Source organism: Streptomyces sp. 71268, assembly GCF_029392895.1.
Classification (GTDB): Bacteria; Actinomycetota; Actinomycetes; order Streptomycetales; family Streptomycetaceae; genus Streptomyces.
This window is the reverse complement of record NZ_CP114200.1, coordinates 3854006-3872088: the sequence shown is the minus strand read 5'-3', so window position 1 is coordinate 3872088 and position 18083 is coordinate 3854006. Positions and strand designations below refer to the sequence as shown.

Annotated in this window: 16 protein-coding genes and 1 pseudogene; 12 read left to right on the top strand and 5 right to left on the bottom strand. The window is 74.2% G+C overall.

The window, feature by feature from the left end:
• Positions 1–50: 50 nt before the first annotated feature.
• The 5 genes from OYE22_RS14825 (at position 51) to OYE22_RS14805 (ending at position 5789) form a co-directional block, all read left to right on the top strand.
• Complete coding sequence (locus OYE22_RS14825; protein WP_277324134.1) at positions 51–965, top strand: ATP-binding cassette domain-containing protein; 915 nt, start codon at positions 51–53, stop codon at positions 963–965.
• Positions 962–1843: an ABC transporter permease gene (locus OYE22_RS14820; protein ID WP_277320848.1), complete on the top strand. Its 882-nt coding sequence runs from the start codon at positions 962–964 to the stop codon at positions 1841–1843. Before OYE22_RS14825 ends, OYE22_RS14820 begins: the two co-directional genes overlap by 4 nt.
• A gap of 51 nt (positions 1844–1894) precedes the next feature.
• Complete coding sequence (locus OYE22_RS14815) at positions 1895–2596, top strand: response regulator transcription factor (RefSeq protein WP_277320847.1); 702 nt, start codon at positions 1895–1897, stop codon at positions 2594–2596.
• Positions 2593–4167 carry a HAMP domain-containing sensor histidine kinase gene (locus OYE22_RS14810; protein ID WP_277320846.1) on the top strand — a complete coding sequence of 525 codons (1575 nt, stop codon included), beginning with the start codon at positions 2593–2595 and terminating at the stop codon, positions 4165–4167. The genes OYE22_RS14815 and OYE22_RS14810 overlap by 4 nt, the downstream gene beginning before the upstream one ends.
• Positions 4168–4364: 197 nt before the next feature.
• Positions 4365–5789, top strand: a complete 1425-nt coding sequence (locus OYE22_RS14805) for a TerD family protein (RefSeq protein ID WP_277320845.1) — start codon at positions 4365–4367, stop codon at positions 5787–5789.
• A gap of 215 nt (positions 5790–6004) precedes the next feature.
• Here OYE22_RS14805 and OYE22_RS14800 read toward each other — a convergent pair whose 3' ends face one another.
• Complete coding sequence (locus OYE22_RS14800; protein WP_277320844.1) at positions 6005–7099, bottom strand: glutamate--cysteine ligase; 1095 nt, start codon at positions 7097–7099, stop codon at positions 6005–6007.
• A gap of 234 nt (positions 7100–7333) precedes the next feature.
• Here OYE22_RS14800 and OYE22_RS14795 point away from each other — a divergent pair, with 234 nt between their 5' ends.
• Complete coding sequence (locus tag OYE22_RS14795; protein ID WP_277320843.1) at positions 7334–7474, top strand: hypothetical protein; 141 nt, start codon at positions 7334–7336, stop codon at positions 7472–7474.
• Positions 7475–7536: 62 nt separating this feature from the next.
• Here OYE22_RS14795 and OYE22_RS14790 read toward each other — a convergent pair whose 3' ends face one another.
• Positions 7537–8343: a hypothetical protein gene (locus tag OYE22_RS14790; protein ID WP_277320842.1), complete on the bottom strand. Its 807-nt coding sequence runs from the start codon at positions 8341–8343 to the stop codon at positions 7537–7539.
• 387 nt (positions 8344–8730) lie between these two features.
• Between OYE22_RS14790 and OYE22_RS14785 the strand changes: the two genes are divergently transcribed.
• The 5 genes from OYE22_RS14785 (at position 8731) to OYE22_RS14765 (ending at position 14106) form a co-directional block, all read left to right on the top strand.
• Entirely contained in the window at positions 8731–9648 is a 918-nt protein-coding gene (locus OYE22_RS14785) for a zinc-binding dehydrogenase (protein WP_277320841.1), read from the top strand.
• A 106-nt stretch (positions 9649–9754) separates the two neighbouring features.
• A complete protein-coding gene (locus OYE22_RS14780; protein WP_277320840.1) occupies positions 9755–10678 on the top strand; it encodes an AraC family transcriptional regulator in 924 nt (307 codons plus the stop codon).
• Positions 10679–10915: 237 nt separating this feature from the next.
• Positions 10916–11419, top strand: a complete 504-nt coding sequence (locus OYE22_RS14775) for an SRPBCC family protein (RefSeq protein WP_277320839.1) — start codon at positions 10916–10918, stop codon at positions 11417–11419.
• Positions 11420–11463: 44 nt separating this feature from the next.
• The gene (locus OYE22_RS14770) at positions 11464–13098 is read left to right on the top strand and encodes an NAD(P)/FAD-dependent oxidoreductase (RefSeq protein ID WP_277320838.1); all 1635 of its coding nucleotides are present in this window, start codon (positions 11464–11466) and stop codon (positions 13096–13098) included.
• A gap of 126 nt (positions 13099–13224) precedes the next feature.
• The gene (locus OYE22_RS14765; protein ID WP_277320837.1) at positions 13225–14106 is read left to right on the top strand and encodes an SDR family oxidoreductase; all 882 of its coding nucleotides are present in this window, start codon (positions 13225–13227) and stop codon (positions 14104–14106) included.
• 107 nt (positions 14107–14213) lie between these two features.
• On the opposite strand, the gene OYE22_RS14760 is transcribed toward OYE22_RS14765, so the two are convergent.
• Both OYE22_RS14760 and OYE22_RS14755 read right to left on the bottom strand, forming a co-directional pair.
• Positions 14214–14522, bottom strand: a complete 309-nt coding sequence (locus OYE22_RS14760) for a hypothetical protein (protein WP_277320836.1) — start codon at positions 14520–14522, stop codon at positions 14214–14216.
• A 92-nt stretch (positions 14523–14614) separates the two neighbouring features.
• Positions 14615–15604 (bottom strand): AraC family transcriptional regulator, encoded by a 990-nt coding sequence (locus OYE22_RS14755; RefSeq protein ID WP_277320835.1) that lies wholly within the window; start codon positions 15602–15604, stop codon positions 14615–14617.
• A gap of 103 nt (positions 15605–15707) precedes the next feature.
• Between OYE22_RS14755 and OYE22_RS14750 the strand changes: the two are divergent.
• Positions 15708–16563: pseudogene (locus tag OYE22_RS14750) on the top strand (NAD(P)H-binding protein).
• Between the two features lie 15 nt (positions 16564–16578).
• Here the strand turns inward: OYE22_RS14750 and OYE22_RS14745 are convergent.
• Positions 16579–18000 carry an ATP-binding protein gene (locus OYE22_RS14745; RefSeq protein ID WP_277320834.1) on the bottom strand — a complete coding sequence of 474 codons (1422 nt, stop codon included), beginning with the start codon at positions 17998–18000 and terminating at the stop codon, positions 16579–16581.
• Positions 18001–18083: the final 83 nt, after the last annotated feature.

Here is an 18083-nt window from a genome sequence, read left to right as displayed (position 1 = left end):
TGCTCGCGGCCATCGCGGGCACCCCGCCACCGTCGGCCCGTGGAGACCTGATGATCGAAGTACGTGGACTGACCAAGCGCTACGGTGAGGTCCTCGCCGTGGACGACCTGACCTTCGGCGTCCGCGCGGGCGAGGTCACCGGCTTCCTGGGGCCCAACGGCGCCGGCAAGTCGACGACGCTGCGGATGATTCTGGGTCTGGACGCCCCCAGCTCGGGCACCGCGACCGTGCGCGGCCGCCCGTACGCCGCCCAGCCCGCCCCGCTCAAGGCGGTCGGGGCCCTGTTGGACCCCGGCGCGGTGCTGCCCAGCCGCACCGCCTTCCACCACCTGCTCGCCCTCGCGGCCGGCAGCGGAATCCCACGCGGCCGCGTGGACCAGGTACTGGCCGAGGTGGGGTTGGAGAAGGTCGCGCGGCGCAGGGCCGGGACGTTCTCCCTCGGCATGCTCCAGCGCCTGGGGATCGCCGCCGCGCTGCTGGGCGACCCGCCGGTCCTGGTCTTCGACGAGCCCCTCAACGGTCTCGACCCCGAGGGCATCGTGTGGATTCGCTCGCTCATGCGCGCGATGGCCGCCGAGGGACGCGTGGTGCTGATGTCCAGCCATCTGATGAGCGAGATGGAACTGACCGCGGACCATCTCATCGTCGTCGGGCGCGGCAGGCTGATCGCCGACACCGCGATGAAGGACTTCATCGCGGCGCACTCCGAGCGCCGGGTCCTGGTGCGTACCCCCCAGGCCGAGAAGCTCCGGCCGCTGCTGGCTGGCGCCGCCGACGTGCGGACCGAGGGCGACGACACGCTGGTGGTCACCGGCCTGGAAGCCGCCGCGATAGGGGCCCTGGCCGCGGCGGTCGAGGTGGAGCTGCACGAGCTGACCCCACAACAGGCGTCCCTGGAGAAGGCGTTCATGGACCTGACCCGAGACGCGGTGGAGTACCAGGCCGAGAAGGAGACGAACCGATGAGCCAGCCTCTCGCGCACCCCGAGCCGGCGCCGGCCCCGGCGCGGCGGCGCGCCCGCGCGGGCCGCCGGCGGCCCGCGTCGAACAGCGCGGCGTCGGACCGGGCGACCTTCTGGCACAGCCTGCGCGCCGAGTGGGTCAAGATCCGGACGATGCGCTCGACGCTGTTCGTGATCCTGGGCGCGCTGGCCTTCGCCGTGGGCCTGGCCGCGCTGAACGGTTCGTCGGCGGGCGACGAGTACCCGGACCTGTCACCCGCCGACCGGGCCGAGTTCGACCCGCTGGAGACCAGCCTGATGGGCTACCTGGTCGCGCAGATCGCGTTCGGCCTGCTGGGCGGCCTGGTGATGACCTCCGAGTACGGGGCGCGCACGATCGTGCCCACCCTCACCTCCGTACCGCGGCGGGCCCGGGTCCTGGGATCGAAGGCCCTGGTGCTGGTGGGGGTGGCGCTGCCGGTCGGGATCGTGGTGTCGCTCGGCGCCTTCCTCGTCGGACAGGCCGCGCTGTCCGGGGCGGGCGCCCCACACCTGGCGCTGTCGGACGGCGCGGCGACGCGCGGCGTCCTCGGCGGCGGCCTGTACCTGACCCTGGCCGCCCTCCTCGGACTGGCCCTGGGCGCGGTGATCCGCTCCACGACCGCCACGGTGACGACGCTGTTCGGCGTGATGCTCATCGTGCGGGCGTTCGCGCCCGCGTTGCCCGGCGCGCTCGGCGACGGGGTCGCGAAGTTCTGGCCGCCCCTCGCGGGCGGACGGATCATCACCGCCGTCCGGGACCCGGACGCACTGGCCCCCTGGGCCGGGCTCGGCGTCATGGCCGGGTGCGTGGCCGCACTCCTCGCGGCGGCGTTCGTCGTGTTCCGCGGGCGCGACGCCTGACGCGGCGGGGACACTGGGCGCGCCGTAGATCGCCGGTCGGGGGCAGATGCCATGACAACGAGACAACGCCTGCTCCTCGTGGAGGACGAGCCCACCCTGCGCGAGCTGCTGTCGGCGAGCCTGCGGCTGGCCGGCTTCCACGTGGACACCGCCGAGACCGGCGCGCAGGCGCTGGACGCGGTACGCGAGCACGCCGCAGACCTGGTCGTGCTGGACGTGATGCTGCCCGACATCGACGGCTTCGAGGTCGCCCGCCGCCTGCGCGCCCGCCCGCACGCGCGTACGGGGCACACGCCGATCCTCTTCCTCACCGCACGGGACGCGGCCGAGGACCGGATCAGCGGGCTGCGGGTGGGCGGGGACGACTACGTCACCAAGCCGTTCAACCTGGAGGAGTTGGTCCTGCGCATCCAAGCCGTACTGCGCCGCACCAGCGGCCACCAACCCGTGAACCGCCTCACGGTCGGCGATCTGGAACTGGACGTCGACAGCCACCAGGTAACCCGGGGCGGCGTGCCGGTCCCGCTGTCCCCGACCGAGTTCGACCTGCTGCGCGTCCTGATGGAGAACGTCGGACAGGTCCTGTCCCGGGGACAACTGCTGGACCAGGTCTGGCACTACGACTTCGGCGGCGACGACTCCATCGTGGCCTCCTACGTGAGCTACCTCCGTCGGAAGATCGACACCGGCGAGACCAAGCTCATCCACACCGTGCGCGGTATCGGCTACGTCCTGCGCGGGCCGAGGAAGTGAACACGACGTCCCCGCGCCGTGGCGCCGCGCGTCTGTCGCTGCGGACCCGGCTGGTGATCATCTGCCTGCTGCTGGTCGTGGCCGCCCTGCTCGCCAGCAACGCCCTGCTGATCACGCTCCTCCAGCGGCAACTGGTGGACCAGATGGACGAGCGGCTGCGCACGGCCGCCGCGGCGGCCGTGCGGCTCCCCGATCCCGGCACGCACCCCGACGCCACCGCGCCGCCGGAGCGCGACGCGGTGGAGCGCCAGCTCACCGGGGACGTCTACGTGGTCCGTCTGAACGCCGACGGCAGTCTGTCGCAGCGCCCCCGCCCGGCGGTGGGCGACGTACCCGAGCTGCCGCGCCTGGACGCCGCGGCGGTCGCGGCCCGCGGCGGCGCCCCCTTCGAGGCGTCGGGCGACGGCCACGACTGGCGCGTGATCGCCCAACCGGCCCCCTCCCCGCCACGCCAGAACGGGGACGGGGGCAGGGAGGGGGACAAGGACAGGGGCGAGGAGAGGAACAGGAACACGGACGGGGACACGTCCGCCACGGGAAGCATCGTCGTGGCCGGCTCACTGGAGGAGGTGAACGGCACGATCCGGGGCCTGGGAGTGCGGATGTTGGTGATCGACTCCCTGGTCCTCGTCCTGCTGGGCGTCATCGGCTGGTTCGCCGTACGCGCCGGGCTGCGCCCCCTGCGCCGCATCGAGACGACCGCGGCCGCCATCGCCGGCGGCGACCTCTCCCGACGGGTCCCCGACCTGGCCTCCTCCACCCGTACGGAACTGGGGCGCCTGGCCGCCGCGCTCAACGGCATGCTGGACCGCATCGAGGCCGGTGACGCGGCACGGGCGGCCACCAACGACCGGATGCGCGCCTTCGTCGCGGACGCCAGCCACGAACTGCGTACCCCCCTGTTCGGGATCAAGGGCTTCACCGAGCTGTACCGCATGGGCGGCATGCCCGAGCGGGCCGACGTCGACACCGCGATGAACCGCATCGAGCGCGAATCGGCCCGCCTGGCGCACATCGTCGAGGACCTGCTGCTGCTGGCCCGCCTGGACGAGGACCCCACCGCGCGCACCGAGCTGCCGCTGGAGCCGACCCCGATGGACCTGCGCACCTTGGCGGCCGACGCCCTGCACGACCTGAGGGCCCTCGCCCCCGACCGGACGGTCACCCTGACCGGCCCCGGCGGCGGCCCGCCGGGAGCCGCCCCCGTGCTGGGGGACGAGGCGCGGCTGCGCCAGGTCATGTCCAACCTGATCGGCAACGCCATCGCCCACACCCCGGCCGGCACCCCGGTCCGCATCGGTGTGGGCACACACGACGCGCTGGCCATCCTCGAACTGGGCGACCAGGGCCCCGGCATGACGGCCGAACAGGCCGCCCGCGTCTTCGACCGCTTCTACCGCGCCGACACCGCCCGAGGCCGGACCCGGACCGGCGGCGCCGGCCTGGGCCTGTCCATCGCCCACTCCCTGGTCGCCGCCCACCACGGCCGGATGGAGGTCCACACCTCCCCCGGCCAGGGCGCCACGTTCCGCATCCTGCTTCCCGTACACACTGACCCACTCGGCGACTGAAGGGGGTTCGTGGCGCGGCCCTCGGCTCCCGGCAGATCCGGGCGTTGACCTACGCCTGAACCCTCCTGAACCCGCCTGACCAGGTATCTGAAACACACGATACCCATGGTGTTGATGGGGCGGGTGTGCCACATTGTCGTGCTATGTGACAGGCTGACCCGTCACAGACCGTGGAGCGACAGCGGAGGCGGGGGAGCATGCCGGAGCTTGGCAAGGGCGGGAACACGGCGGTGGCGACGGGGCGGCTCGTCGCGGCGTTGCACGCGGAGGGCGACGTGGTCGACCTGAGCGCGCTGCTGGTCGCCGCGGACGGCAAGGTCAGGTCGGACGACGACATGGTCTTTTACAACCAACCCGCCGCCGAGTCCGACGCGGTACGCCACCTCGCCGCCGACGCCGAGGGACCCGAGCGCGTCGAGGTGGACCCGGCCGGGCTGCCCGCCGACGTGGACCGGGTCGTCCTGGTGGGGAGCTGCGACCCGGACGACGCCAGCCGCACCTTCCACGGGGTGAAGCAGGTGACGATCCGCGTCGAGCAGTCGGGCGCCGAGCCCATCGTCTTCCACCAGCCGGACCTCACCGACGGCGAACGCGCCGTACTCCTGGCCGAGATCTACCGCCGTGGTCCCGGCTGGAAGCTGCGCGCCATCGGCCAGGGGTACGCCAACGGCCTCGCGGGACTCGCCACCGACTACGGGATCACCGTGGCGGAGGAGGCCGAGCCTGACCACGACGAAGCCGAAGCCGGCGCCACCAACGGCACACCCGCCCCCGCCGCGAACCCGGCCGCCCCGACGCCAACACCGTCCCCGGCCCCGTCTCCGACACCGAGCCCGGCCCCGGTCCCCGCCCGGGCCAACCTGCGGAAGCCGCCGCTGGGCAGCATCAGCCTGGACAAGGGCGGGCGCACCGCGATCGACCTGGACAAGCACGACCGGGAGCTGGTGGTCGAGGCCGCGCTGGAATGGGACGGCGGCAGCGAGCGGCGGCGCAAGCTGGGGGCCGATCTCGACCTGTACGCGCTGTTCGTGCCGGCCACCAAGGCGCTGCGCGGCCCCAAGACGCCCGGCACCCTCGTCAAGGCCGGCCACAAGCCCCAGGGCGATCCGCTGGTGGCGCCGAGCGACGCCGAGCCGGACCAGGCCCAGCCTACGGGCAAGCCCAAGAAGGTCAAGAACAGCAAGAACAAGCAGGGCAAGGGTGGTGAGGCGGTCTACTACAAGCACCTCGGCTCGCTCAAGCAGCGCCCCTACATCCGCCTCGACGGCGACGCTCGCGCCCCCGGCCGCGAGTCCGTGCGCATCGTACGGCCCGACGAGCAGGGCTACGTACTGCTCTGCGCGTACTCCGCCGTCAGCAACGGCTACGGCTCCTTCCGCAGCTTCGGCGCGAAGGTCGTCATCACCGACGGGCGCGGCTCCACGGTCACCGTTCCCCTCTTCGAGAACACCATGACCCGCTACTGGGTCGCCATCGCCCTCATCGACTTCGGCTCCCCCGACGGGGCGGCCATCCACCACGTCGAGGCGTGCAGCGCCCGCATGACCGAGCGGCGCCCGGTCCTGCACGTGGACGGCACGGTCGAGATGAACGGCGGCCCGGTGGAGTTCAAGCGGCGGTAGCCGCAGCGCGCGTACGAACCGCCCCCCGCGCCCCCCGCCAGCCAGCCCCCGTGCCCCCTCGCCAGTCAGCGCCCGCGCACCCCACCACCAGCCGCACACGTGCCCCACCACCAGCCGCACGCGTGCGCCGCCAACAGGGCGCGCGCGTGCGGCCATCAACGGTGGTGCGGCGGGGGGCGGCACCGGGGCCGGGGGTAGCGCCGGTGGCGGAGCCGTCAGCGCAGGTCGCCGGCCGCGGCGATCATCTCCACCACCGCGGGCAGCCCGCCGGCGGCCAGGGCCCGGCGCTGCCGGTCGGCGCCGGTGCCCTCGCTGAGCAGCCGGTGGGTCAGGCTCGTCACCTCACGCGTGTCACCGGCCTCCTTGAGCGCGGGCGTGACGTGCGCGAGGAGGTCCCGCACCACGTCGCCGGCGGCCCGGCGCCGGCCGTCCGGATCGATGAGGTCGCCACTCAGCCCGTGCCGGGCGGCCTGCCACACCGCGAGCCGCAGCAACTCGGCGCTGGCCTCCGGCGCCGCGACCCCCAGTTCCGCCTCCCGCATCGCGGTGTCGACCAGCGCGCGCACCAGGCCGGCGAACAACATGGCCTCGTGCGGGCGCAGTTGCACGTCCAGGGAGCGCACCTCGACCGTCGGGTAGCGCTCGGACAGCCGCGCCTGCCAGTAGAGCTGGCCCACGTCGCGGATGACGCCGGTGTCGAGCAACTGCCGGACGCGCCGCGCGTAGTCGTCCTCGTCGGCGAAGTGCGGCGGCATGCCGCCGACCGCCCAGCGGCCGAAGACGATCGTGCGCCAACTGGCGAAGCCGGTGTCGTCGCCCTTCCACAGCGGCGAGTTCGCCGCCATCGCGATGAGCGTGGGCAGCCACACCCGTATCCGGTTCAGCACCTCGACGCCCATCCGCCGGCTGGGGACGGCGACGTGCACGTGCATGCCGTTGACTAGTTGTTCCCCGACCAGTTGCGGGGCCTGCTGCTGGATGGCGCGGTACCGGGCCTCGTCGGTGACCGCCACGGGGGCGTCATCGCGGAGTGGTGGCGTGCCGCTGACCAGGAGACCGCACCCGTGTTCCCGCGCCGCCGCCGCCACGGCGCCCCGTAATCGCACCAGATGCCCTCCCGCCTCCGCCAGCGTGTGGCACACCGGCGTGGCCACCTCGACCTGTGCCTGCAACAGCTCCAACTGCACCTCTTCCGCGGCGATCAGGGGCTCCAACTCGGCCGCTCTCAGCACGGCCTTCGCGTGTGGTGCCGTTTGTCCCGTCACCCGATCAACCAACAGGTACTCCTCTTCCACGCCAACGGTTGCCATCGGCAGCTCTCTCCGTTCGCACCGCGCACCCCCACCTGAGCAGATGGGGCCGTGCGCACCAGCCGGACGCCTCGTGGTTGGCCCGGCACCGCCCGCCCGCGAGCCCTCTCCCCGGGTCGCATCCCGACCCCGCCGGGGCCCCGCTCGGCTTTGCTCGGTTGTGCCTCGCTCGTGCCCGATCCTGCTCGGTCGCAAATCTAGGTGGCTCGCGATAGTCCGGGTACGGTGCCGTTCTTGACCGACAGGGCCCCGTGGACCGCCCAGCGCGCCCGCGTGCTACGGGGCCGCGCGGGCCACTGGCACATGCCGTCGCCGGACCTGGCACCCGGCACCGTCCCCCTGCCGCCGTACGACGCGCGGGCGCTGGCGCGCTGACGCGCCGCCGCGCTGACGCGCCGCCGCGCGACGCCGCAACCCGGGAACCGGCCGCCAGCGGCCTACCGCCAGGGCCGACGCCCGGTGATGGCGTGCCACCTGTCGCGTTGAGCCTCCAGCGCGTCCGCGGCCCGCCTGACCTCCGGGTCCACACGCTCGGCCGTCCTCACCCGCTCCACGCGCGTACGCGCGGCGTCGACGTCCTCCGTCGCCGCGCGGGCCGCCGCCAGGTCGGCCTCGGCCGCCGCGATGTGCTGCTCCCGCGCCGCCTGGGCCTCCCGCGCCCGCGCGACGGCGCTGCGTACGTCCGACACGAACTGGCGCACGTTCGCCTCCGGGTACTCGCGGTGGGCGTAGCCGACCTCGTACGACACGGAGTTACCGGACGTGAGGGTCACGCACGTCTCCGGTGGGTCGTCCGACGGGGCGCAGTCGACGGTGAGCGTGGCGAGCGGGAGGTCCGTGCTGGGCCCGCTGGCGGGCGTGCGGTGGCGGCCCGTCTCGTCGAGTGGGCCGTCCTCGTCGAAGAGTCGGAGCGCCTCCTCGTGCACGGCGATCCGGCCCAGCCAGGTGACCCGGCTCCCGGGCGCGGGGGCGCGCAGGCTGCGCAGCCGTCGCTCGGCGCCGTCCACCTCGGCCTGGTACGCGGCCCTGGCCACCCTGAGCCGCTCCGTGGCTGCTTCCAGTCGGTGGGCGCTGGCGCGCCTGGCGGCCGTGAGTTCCTCGCGGACGCGGCGCAGCTCACCGCGTGGCTTCGCGTACTCCGCGCCGAACATCGCGACCCATGAGCCCGGATAGGACGCCCACCGACAGGCGAGGACGCCGAGCGAGACCGCGACGACCCAACTCAACGTCTGCACCCACGCCATCCACCCTCACCCCGTCCCGGTCCGCCGCCCGCGCGAGGGCGTGGCATGCCTTGCGCTGCCCGGGCAACTACACCACCGGTACGGGCTGGTGGAACCGGACGTGAATCCGTGCGCCCTGTCGGATGCGCCGGCCGCCCCCCGTCGCGCGCCGCACTGACACAGACGGCCAACTGGTTGATCCACACGGGACTGGGTCCCCGCCCCGTCGCTGCGTAGGGTTCCAGGAGGGCGGCAACGGGGCGTCCGGCGCGGCGTCAACACCCCTCGATCCACGGCCCCGCCACCACGTCACTACGCCGCCGAGCGGTCACGCCGCCCCGCGGTCACACCAGAAGCGCGACACGTACGGCACCCCCAAAGCGCCACGAAAAGAAGGAAGTTGATCCCATGCGCGCACTTGTCGTTGCCCGGGGTGAAGCCGGGCCTGTCCGGTTCGCCGATGTCGATGAGCCCGTACCGTCCGTCGGGGAGGCGGTGGTGGAGGTGCGGCACATCGCGCTCAACTTCGGGGAGCTGAACTACCTGCACCTGTGGCCGGACGGCGCCGTGCACGGGCACGACGCGGCCGGGGTCGTGGTGCGGGCCGCCGCCGACGGCTCGGGGCCGCCGGTGGGGGCGCGCGTCGCGCTGGGCATGACGCCCCACGCGTGGGCGGAGCGGGTGGCCGTGAGCCCCGGCTGGCTCGGCACCGTGCCCGACGGCGTGGAGCTGGCCGACGCCGCCGCGCTGGGCATCGCCGGGGTCACCGCGCTGCGGGTGCTGCGCAAGCGGTCCCTGTTGGCCCGGAACGTGCTGGTCACCGGCGCCAGCGGTGGCGTGGGGCACTTCGCCGTCCAGTTGGCGGCGCTGGCCGGGGCCCGGGTGACGGCGCTCGTCGGTTCGCCGGGCCGGGCCGCCGGGCTGCGCGAACTCGGCGCCGACGCGGTCCTGACCGACCCGGCCGAGCTGGCCGCCACCGAGGACCTGTTCGACCTCGTCCTGGACACGGTCGGCGGGCCGCTGGTGGCCCAGGCGTGGAACCGGCTCGCCGAGGGCGGCACCATTCACCTGGTCGGTTGCTCGTCGGGGGAGGCGACCACGTTCCCGCCGGAGGCCCTGTTCGGCTTCGGCGAACCCCGCACCATCGCCACCTACGGCGACCGGACCTCGACCAGCGGCGAGCTGACGGACCTGCTGGGCCTGGTCGCCGCCGGCCGGCTCACGGTCCCGGTCGGCCTGCGCGGCGACTGGCGGGAGGTGGGCGACGCCGTGCGGGCGCTGTTCGCGCGCACGGTGCACGGAAAGGTCGTGCTCGACGTGGCCTGAGGCCGTGGGCGGGGACACGGTGGGCGGGGACACGTACGAGAGCGTGGTACGTACGCCGCCTCCCCACCCGGGGAGGCGGTCGGCCGGGGTGGACGAGGATGGGCCCATGGACGTGCTGGCGGAGGTCTTGCGGGTGTCGGGCGCGCGGGGCGCGCTGGGCGTCGTGGTGGAGGCCGGCGGGAGCTGGGGCCTGTGGCTGGACGGCGCGCCGGGAGCGGCGCTGCACGTGGTCTCCCGTGGCACGGTCTGGCTCCACACCACGGGCCAGCGGCCACTTAAGGTGCGGGCCGGGGACGCCGTACTCGCGCCCCCCGGCACCGCGCACGGACTCGCCGGCGCCGCCAGCGTGACGATGGGCTCCTGCGACCGCGAGGCGGCGGCCCGGGCCATGGGTGACGGCCGGGCGCTGCGGCTGGGCTCGGCGCCGCCGCACACGGAGGTGATCGTCCTGCACTACGAGCAGGACCCGGAGGTGAGCACGCCGGTGCTCACCTCGCTCGCCCGGCCGATGCACGTCACGGCCGGCCAGAACGCGCAGTTCAGCAGGACCGTCGAACTCCTCGCCGCGGAGCTGGCGGAGCCGCAGCTCGGCACCACCGCCGCGATCAACAGCATCGTGGACCTGCTGCTCGTCCAGTTCGTACGCGCCTGGCTGGCCCGCCACCCCGAGGAGCGGTCCACCTCGTGGCTGGGCGCGATGCGTGACCCGGTCGTACGCGACGCCCTGGCACACGTGCACGCCCGGCCGGAGCACCCCTGGACCACCCACTCCCTGGCCGCCGCGACGAGCGTCTCCCGGGCGACACTGACCAGGCACTTCCGGTCCGCCCTCGGACAGACGCCGGGCGCGTACGTGACGCGGTGGCGGCTCGACCTGGCGGCCGTCCGGCTCCGCGACACCGACGAGCCGGTCGAGTCGATCTCCGGCGCCGTCGGCTACGCCTCCCCGCACGCCTTCAGCCGCGCCTTCCGACGCGCCCGGGGCACGGCCCCGGGGGAGTACCGCGCCCGCCTGCGCCCTCCGAGGTAGTCGCGCCGGGCCACCAGGCGCCCACCGGGGCTCACCGGGGCGTCCTCCGTGCCCGTGATCCGGGCCGGCCGCCGCGCACGGGGGCGCGGCGGACTCATCCGTAAGAGCCCGGGACGAACGTGCTGGTTGGACGGAGGCGAAGCGGGGCACTCGTGGAGCGCTGACGCGTCCGACGACCCCGGACGGCGTCGAACGGCATCTGACGGCATCCGACGGCAGACGAACCGAGGAGGCGCCTTGGCTGTTCGCCATCGCCTGATCAAAGCCCCGCCGAGCACCGTGTGGGCCGTGCTCGCCGACGGCTCCCGCTACGCGGAATGGGTGGTGGGGACGTCCTCCTCACGCCCGATCCACGGCCACTGGCCCCAGACGGACGCGGCCATCGGCTACGAGGTGCGCATCGGCCCCGTCTCGCTGAACAACCGGACGACCGTCCGCTTCTGCGAGGAGGGCAGCCGGCTGGAGCTGGAGGCCCACGCCGGCGCCCTGGGCACCGCGCGCATCGCGATCGAGCTGCGGCCGTGGGGCGAGCACTGCCTCGTCCTGGTCGACGAACACCCGTTGCAGGGGGCGGGCGGCTGGCTGCACAACGCGGCGTTCGAGCCGCTGATCCACCTGCGCCACCGGGCGATGCTCGGCCGGCTCGCCGGGCTCTGCGAGGCCGACGACGACCGGCGGCGGGAACACGGCCGGGCGCCGACCACGACACCGGCCACCACCGCCGGCCCGCAGGGCGAGTGATGGCGGGGGAACACGACGGGGCCGCGACGGAAGGGACGACACGGGTGACGCCGGGGACGACGACGGACGCCGTGGTCATCGGCGCCGGGCCCAACGGCCTGGTGGCCGCCAACCTGCTGGCCGACGCCGGTTGGAACGTCCTGGTCCTGGAGGAACAGCCCGAACCCGGCGGGGCGGTCCGCCACGACCAGGGGGTCGACCCCGCGTTCACCAACGACCTGTTCAGCTCCTTCTACCCGCTGGCCGCCGCCTCCCCCGTACTGGCCGGGCTCCGGCTCCAGGACCACGGCCTGCGCTGGAGCCACGCGCCGCACGTGTTGGCGCACCCGCTCAGCGACGGCTCGTGCGCCGTGCTTGACCGGCGCGTCGACACCACCGCCGCGTCCCTCGACGCCTTCGCGCCCGGCGACGGGGATGCCTGGCGGCGGCTGCACGACGCGTGGGACCGGGTGCGCCCCGACCTGCTGGACGCGTTGTTCACCCCGTTCCCACCGGTGCGGGCCGGCGCCCGGCTGGCGCTGCGGCTCCGCGCGGCCGGCGGGCTGCGCTTGGCGCGCATGTTCACGCTGCCGGTGCGCCGGATGGGCGAGGAGGAGTTCACCGGCCAGGGCGGCAGGCTGCTGCTGGCCGGCAACGCGCTGCACGCCGACCTCGCCCCGGAATCGGCCGGCAGCGGCGGCTTCGGCTGGCTGATGGCCATGCTCGGCCAGACCTACGGCTTCCCCGTGCCCGTCGGCGGCTCCGGCGCCCTGACTCGGGCCCTGGTCCGGCGCCTGGAGTCGCTGGGCGGGCAGGTTCGCTGCGGGCAGCGCGTCGAGTCCGTGGTGGTACGGGACGGGCGCGCGGTGGGCGTACGGACGGCGGGCGGCGAGACCGTCGAGGCCGGCCGGGCGGTGCTCGCGGACGTGTCCGCCCCCGCCCTCTACGGCGACCTTGTCGCCCCGGCGCACCTGCCCGACCAACTCCTGTCCGACCTGCGACGCTTCCAGTGGGACTTCGCGACCTTCAAGGTGGACTGGGCGCTGGATGGCCCGGTGCCCTGGCGGGCCGAACAGGCGGCGCGGGCCGGGACCGTGCACGTGGCCGACGGCGTGAACGAACTGACGCGCTTCGCCGCCCAGATCGCCATGCGCCAGGTCCCCGACCGCCCCTTCCTGCTGTTCGGCCAGATGACCCGGTCCGACCCCAGCCGCTCGCCCCAGGGCACCGAGGCGGCCTGGGCCTACACCCACGTTCCACACAAGATCACCGGGGACGCCGGCGACCAGGGCATCACGGGCGACTGGCACCCCGACGCGCGCAACCGCATGGCGGACCGCGTCGAGCAGCAGGTGGAGCGGTTCGCGCCGGGCTTCCGCGCGCTGATCCGCGCCCGCCGCGTCCTGGCGCCGCCCACCCTCCAGGCAATGGACGCCAACCTGATGAACGGCGCCCTCAACAGCGGCACGACCGCCCTCCACCAACAGTTGGTCTTCCGCCCCGTACCGGGCCTCGGCCGCCCCGAGACCCCCGTGGCGGGCCTGTTCCTCGCCTCCGCCAGCGCCCACCCGGGCGGCGGCGTACACGGCGCCCCCGGCGCCAACGCCGCCCGCGCCGCCCTCCGCCGCCACCTCCCACCCGGCCTGGCTCGCGCCCAACGCCTCCTCACGGCCCGCGACCGCACCGGCCGAAAACGCTGAACCCCCGCACGCGGCAGCCGAGTTGACCGTACGCCGCGACTCTCGCCGAGACGACCGCCCGCACGACCGGCCGCGCGAGCACACACCCGAGGAGAACGACAGCACGCACAGAAGGAGCAGGTGGCCATGGGCGGCAGTCCGCTCGAACACCGCACGGTGGTGGTGACCGGGGCGGCGCGCGGCATCGGCGCGGCCCTGGCCCGGGAGGCCGCCGACCGGGGCGCCCGCCTCGCGCTGCTGGGGCACGAGCCGGCCGCCCTGCGCGCGGTGGCCGACTCCCTGCCCACCGCCGCCCTGCCGCTGACGGTCGACGTGACCGACCAGGCGGCACTCGACGCGGCGGCTCGCGAGGTACGCCGACGACTCGGGCCCGCCTCGGTGGTGATCGCGAACGCGGGCATCGCCGAGGGCGGCCCGTTCGCCACATCCGATCCCCGGTCGTGGCACCGCGTCATCGACGTCAACCTCGTCGGCAGCGCCCAGACCGCCCGGGCCTTCCTGCCCGACCTGTTCACCACGGCGGGCCACTACCTCCAGGTGGCGTCCCTGGCGTCCATCGGCGCGGCGCCCCTGCTGAGCGCCTACTGCGCGGCCAAGTCGGGCGTGGAGGCGTTCGCGCACGCGCTCCGCGCCGAGGTGGCGCACGAGCGGGTCAGCGTGGGCATCGCGTACCTCAACTGGATCGCCACCGACATGATCCGCGACCTCGACGAGTACGCCGTCCTGCGCGAACTGCGGGCCCGCATGCCCCCGCCGGTCCGCCGGAGCACGCCGCCCGAGCCGGTGGCCGCCCGGTTGATCCGCTCCGTGGAACGCCGCCGCACCGCCGTCTACGTGCCCGGTTGGCTCCGCCTCACCCAGCCGGTGCGCGCCGCCGTACCCTCAGCCGTCCTCCGCCTCTCCCGCCGCGAACTCCCCCGCCTCCAGGCAACCGCCCCCTGGCGCCCCACCGGCCCCCTGGGCACCGGCGGCCAGGCCGACCAGGCCGCCGCCTCCCGGGAGGACTGATCGCCGAGCCCCGGGCCGCCCGCTGCGAGTGCCGTGGCGTGCGCGCGCCCACGGTGACACACCCACGCCCCCGCACACTCATGGCGCCGGCTGCCTCCCGCGCAGCCCTACCGCGTCGCGTCACACGTCTCACAGCGGCTCACGGCCGTCCGCTCGGTGTTGCCCTGGACGGCGCGGAGCGGGTTGGAGGGCGCGAGGCGACGCCACGCGCCGGGGGAGGGGGCGGGCACCCAGCCGTAGACGGGAGGCCGGATGTCGGCCGGGTCGATGTGCGTGCAGCCGGGAAGGTGGGCCTTTCCGCTGGCGTGGATGATGATCGAGGCCGCCGGCCAGCCCTCCCACTCGCTGGTGGGCGCGCCGCCGCGGGGAGCGCAGTCCGCGCAGTTGTGCATCTCATGGCGTTCGCAGTACCGCATGATCCGCACCCTGCCAGGTTTCGGGCCGCCGCCAGGCGTGTTCGCGCCAACTCGCCCACGTGGCACCCGTGTTCGGCCGGCCACCGACCACGTCAACTCGCCGGAACGACGCGCTCCGCCGCGTGCGCGGCGGCGGCCGCCCGCCGGTACGCGCTCGGGCTCTCGCCCCGGAGCCGCTTGAACGCCGCGCTGAAGCCGAACGCGTCCGCGTACCCGACCCGGCGGGCCACCGCCGCCACCGTCAGCTCCGGGCGGGTCAGCAGATCGGCGGCGAGCGTCATCCGCCACTCGGTGAGGTAGGCCACCGGCCCGGTCCCGACCAGCTCCGTGAACCGCTTCGCCAACGTCGTCCGCGAGACCCCCGCCCGGCCGGCCAGCTCCGCCGTCGTCCACGGGTGCGCCGGGTCCTCGTGCATCGCGCGCAGGGCGGGCCCCGCCACCGCGTCACCGAGCGCGCCGTACCACCCGGGCGGCTCCGCCTCCGGACGGTCGAACCAGTCCCGCAGCGTGCACACCAGCAACCAGTCCAGCAGCCGATCGAGCACGATCTGGTGCCCCGGCCGGCCGCCGCCGATCTGCGCCTCCAGGTAGTCACGCATCGGCGAGCAGTCCTGCTCGTCGGGGACCACCAGGACCGGCGGCAGGGCCCGCAGCAGCCGCTGCGGAAGTTCCTCCCGTACGTCGTACGCGGCGGCCAACAGCACGGTGGCGCAGTCGAACTCCAGGCCCCGGTCCACGGCGTCCGGCGCGTCCTCGCCCCAGCGCACCTCCCGTACGCCCGCCGCGCCCGCCCCCGCCGACACGCCCGCCGTCCCCGACGCGCCCGCCGCCGCCGTGACGTTCGCCGGGTCGTCGGTGAAGGTGAACGGCGCGGGCCCCCGGACGATCGCGGCCTCACCGAGCGCCACGTGCCGTGCGTCCCCGGTCTCCGGCACGATCCAGCCGGCGCCACGCATCGGGATGCACAGGGTCAGGTACGCGCCGTCGGTGAACCGGAGCGACCACGGCGGCCACAACACCGAACGCCCGAACACCGCACCCTTGCCCCGCACGCCCCGCAGCAGTTCGTCGAACACGTCCATGGCGCCAACGATAAGCAGGTCCGGGCAGCGCCCCGGACGATCGCCTATGGACGACGGACGGACGGCCATGGTTCGGCCACCGGCCACGCGGTGGACTTGCCCCATGACAACGCAGCGCACCCACGGCACCCCCTCCGACATCCTCGTCCTCGGCGCCACCGGCAAGACCGGCCGCCGCCTCGTCGCCCGGCTGCGCGAGGCCGGCACCGCCCCGGTCCGAGCCGCCTCCCGGTCCGGCGAGGTCACCTTCGACTGGACCCTCCCCGACACCTGGGAGCCCGCGCTCGCCGGCGCCGGGGCCGTCTACCTCGTCGCGCCCGAGGACCCGTCCCCCATCGACGAGTTCGTACGCCAGGCCACGGCGTCCGGGGGTACGCCGCTTCGTGGCCCTCTCCGGCCACGGCATCGAGCACGCGGGCGACGACTTCGGCCGGGGCATGGCCGTCGGCGAGGAGGCGGTCCGGGAGTCCGGCGTCGAGTGGACCGTGCTGCGCCCCAACAACTTCTTCCAGAACTTCGACGAGGACCTGTGGCTGGCCCCCCTGCGCGCGGGCCGCCTGGCCCTGCCGATCGGGGAGACGCCCGAACCGTTCATCGACGCCGACGACGTGGCGGCGGTCGCCGCGAAGGTCCTCACCGAGGACGGCCACGCGGGCCACACCTACGAACTGACCGGCCCCCGCGCCCTCACCTTCGCCGAGGCCACCCACACCATCGCCGAGGCCGCCGGCCGCCCCATCCGCTACGAGGAGATCACCCCGGCCGCCTATCGCGCCCAACTCCTCGCCGAAGGCTGGCCGGAGCCCGCCGCCGACGCCCTGAACGCCATGTTCGCCCTCCACCGCGCGGGCCACTCCGCCAACGTCACCGACGACGTCCACCGCGTCCTGGGCCACACCCCCACCGACCTGACCCCCTGGGCCCACCGGGTGGCGGCTCGGGGGACGTGGGCGGGGTAGGGGGCGAGCCGTGACTCAGTCTCCGCGCCACGCGGTGAGCAGTTCCTCCGGGCCGTACGTCGCCTGAAGCCCGGCGCAGGCGACGCCGCCGCGAGAAACCGCGATCAGGGGCACGGGGTCATCGGTGACCGCCGCCCGGTGCTTGTGCAGTGCGGCGAGATCGTGGCTGTCGAACGACGAGTTCTCCAGCCACTTGACCGACCCGAGGAAGAGCAGTTCCCTGGCCACCGGCTGACGGTCGGCGCCGACCAGGTCGATCTCGACATCGTTGCTGCGGGTCCAGTACCCGCCGACGGCCGGGGCGGCGGGCAGGTCGCTGTCAGGCAGGAGCCTGGCGAGGGACTCTCGTACGAGCGGCTCGACGGCCCGCCCTCGCCAACTGGTCCACTGCTCTTGGATCCGCCGCAGGGTCAGGTCACCGCGCATGCGCTCGATCTCCGCCATGTGGGGGTCGAGGAACGCCAGCCAGAAGCGCAGGTACGGGTCGGCGACCCGGTAGCGGCGCTCCTTGGACGGCCTGAGGGAGACGGGGAGTTCGGCCGCGACCACGCGCTTGGCCGTCAGGAGGTCGGTGGCCCGGGTGAGGGTCGTATGGGCGATACCACCGGCCGCCCGGGCGATGTTGGTGAACGTGCGCTCACCGCTCCCGATCGCACGCAGCACCTCCCGGCTCATCGCCTGGGGAGGGAACTCGGCGGCCAGTGACCGCTCGGCGGAGACCAGCAGGGCGGAGATGGGATTGTCGAGCGAGGCGCGGAGGAACTCCCACAGCGAGGCACCCCGGGGCCACTCGGCGCAGACGAGGGGCAGGCCGCCGGTCACCAGCGCCGCGTCGAACGCGGCCGCGGGCTCCAGGTCGAGCATGTCAGCGATGTCGTGGGGATTGAGCGGGCCCAGGACCATCTCGCGCCCGCGCTGGTGGAAGGGGCGGTCGTAACTGTTCAGGGCCTCCATCATCGACAGATCGGAGCCGACCAGGAGCAGGAGCACCGGCTTGCGGCTGAGCAGCCGGTCCCAGGCCCGCTGCAGCATCCCCTCGAAGGCGTCGATCCGGTCCATGAGGTAGGGGACCTCATCCAGCACGACCACGCTCGGGCTGTCGTCGGGCAGGATCTCCGCCAGCAGGCGAAACGCGGCGTTCCACTGCGTCGGAGCCTCCTCGGCGAACAGGGACCGCTCCGGCAGCGTGGAGGAGGCGACAGCGTCGAGCAGCTCCGTCAGCTCATCCTCGGCTGATCCCCCCGCCGCGGTGAAGAAGAGGTACGGGACCTCGGCCCGCCCGAGGAACTCCTCGACCAGGCTCGACTTCCCGACGCGACGCCGCCCACGCAGCAGGACACACTCGCCGGGCTTCTGGGACCCGCCCCCCTCGCGGACCTTCGCAAGGGCCGCGCCCAGCACCCGCAGCTCCCGCTCGCGCCCGATGAATCGATGCATCCCCTACGCTCCCGTCGAAGATAGTATCTCCAGCGATAGTATCTCGGGCAGCAGTATGTGGCCGGATCGCCGGTTCGCTCGTG

Bases quoted from the DNA above. Each gene is read 5' to 3' on its own strand.
- OYE22_RS14825 (WP_277324134.1), top strand. From the start codon at position 51: ATGATCGAAGTACGTGGACTGACCAAGCGCTACGGTGAGGTCCTCGCC.
- OYE22_RS14815 (WP_277320847.1), top strand. From the start codon at position 1,895: ATGACAACGAGACAACGCCTGCTCCTCGTGGAGGACGAGCCCACCCTG.
- OYE22_RS14765 (WP_277320837.1), top strand. From the start codon at position 13,225: ATGGGCGGCAGTCCGCTCGAACACCGCACGGTGGTGGTGACCGGGGCG.
- OYE22_RS14805 (WP_277320845.1), top strand. From the start codon at position 4,365: ATGCCGGAGCTTGGCAAGGGCGGGAACACGGCGGTGGCGACGGGGCGG.
- OYE22_RS14790 (WP_277320842.1), bottom strand. From the start codon at position 8,343: ATGGCGTGGGTGCAGACGTTGAGTTGGGTCGTCGCGGTCTCGCTCGGC.
- OYE22_RS14755 (WP_277320835.1), bottom strand. From the start codon at position 15,604: ATGGACGTGTTCGACGAACTGCTGCGGGGCGTGCGGGGCAAGGGTGCG.
- OYE22_RS14745 (WP_277320834.1), bottom strand. From the start codon at position 18,000: ATGCATCGATTCATCGGGCGCGAGCGGGAGCTGCGGGTGCTGGGCGCG.
- OYE22_RS14780 (WP_277320840.1), top strand. From the start codon at position 9,755: ATGGACGTGCTGGCGGAGGTCTTGCGGGTGTCGGGCGCGCGGGGCGCG.
- OYE22_RS14800 (WP_277320844.1), bottom strand. From the start codon at position 7,099: ATGGCAACCGTTGGCGTGGAAGAGGAGTACCTGTTGGTTGATCGGGTG.
- OYE22_RS14760 (WP_277320836.1), bottom strand. From the start codon at position 14,522: ATGCGGTACTGCGAACGCCATGAGATGCACAACTGCGCGGACTGCGCT.
- OYE22_RS14820 (WP_277320848.1), top strand. From the start codon at position 962: ATGAGCCAGCCTCTCGCGCACCCCGAGCCGGCGCCGGCCCCGGCGCGG.
- OYE22_RS14785 (WP_277320841.1), top strand. From the start codon at position 8,731: ATGCGCGCACTTGTCGTTGCCCGGGGTGAAGCCGGGCCTGTCCGGTTC.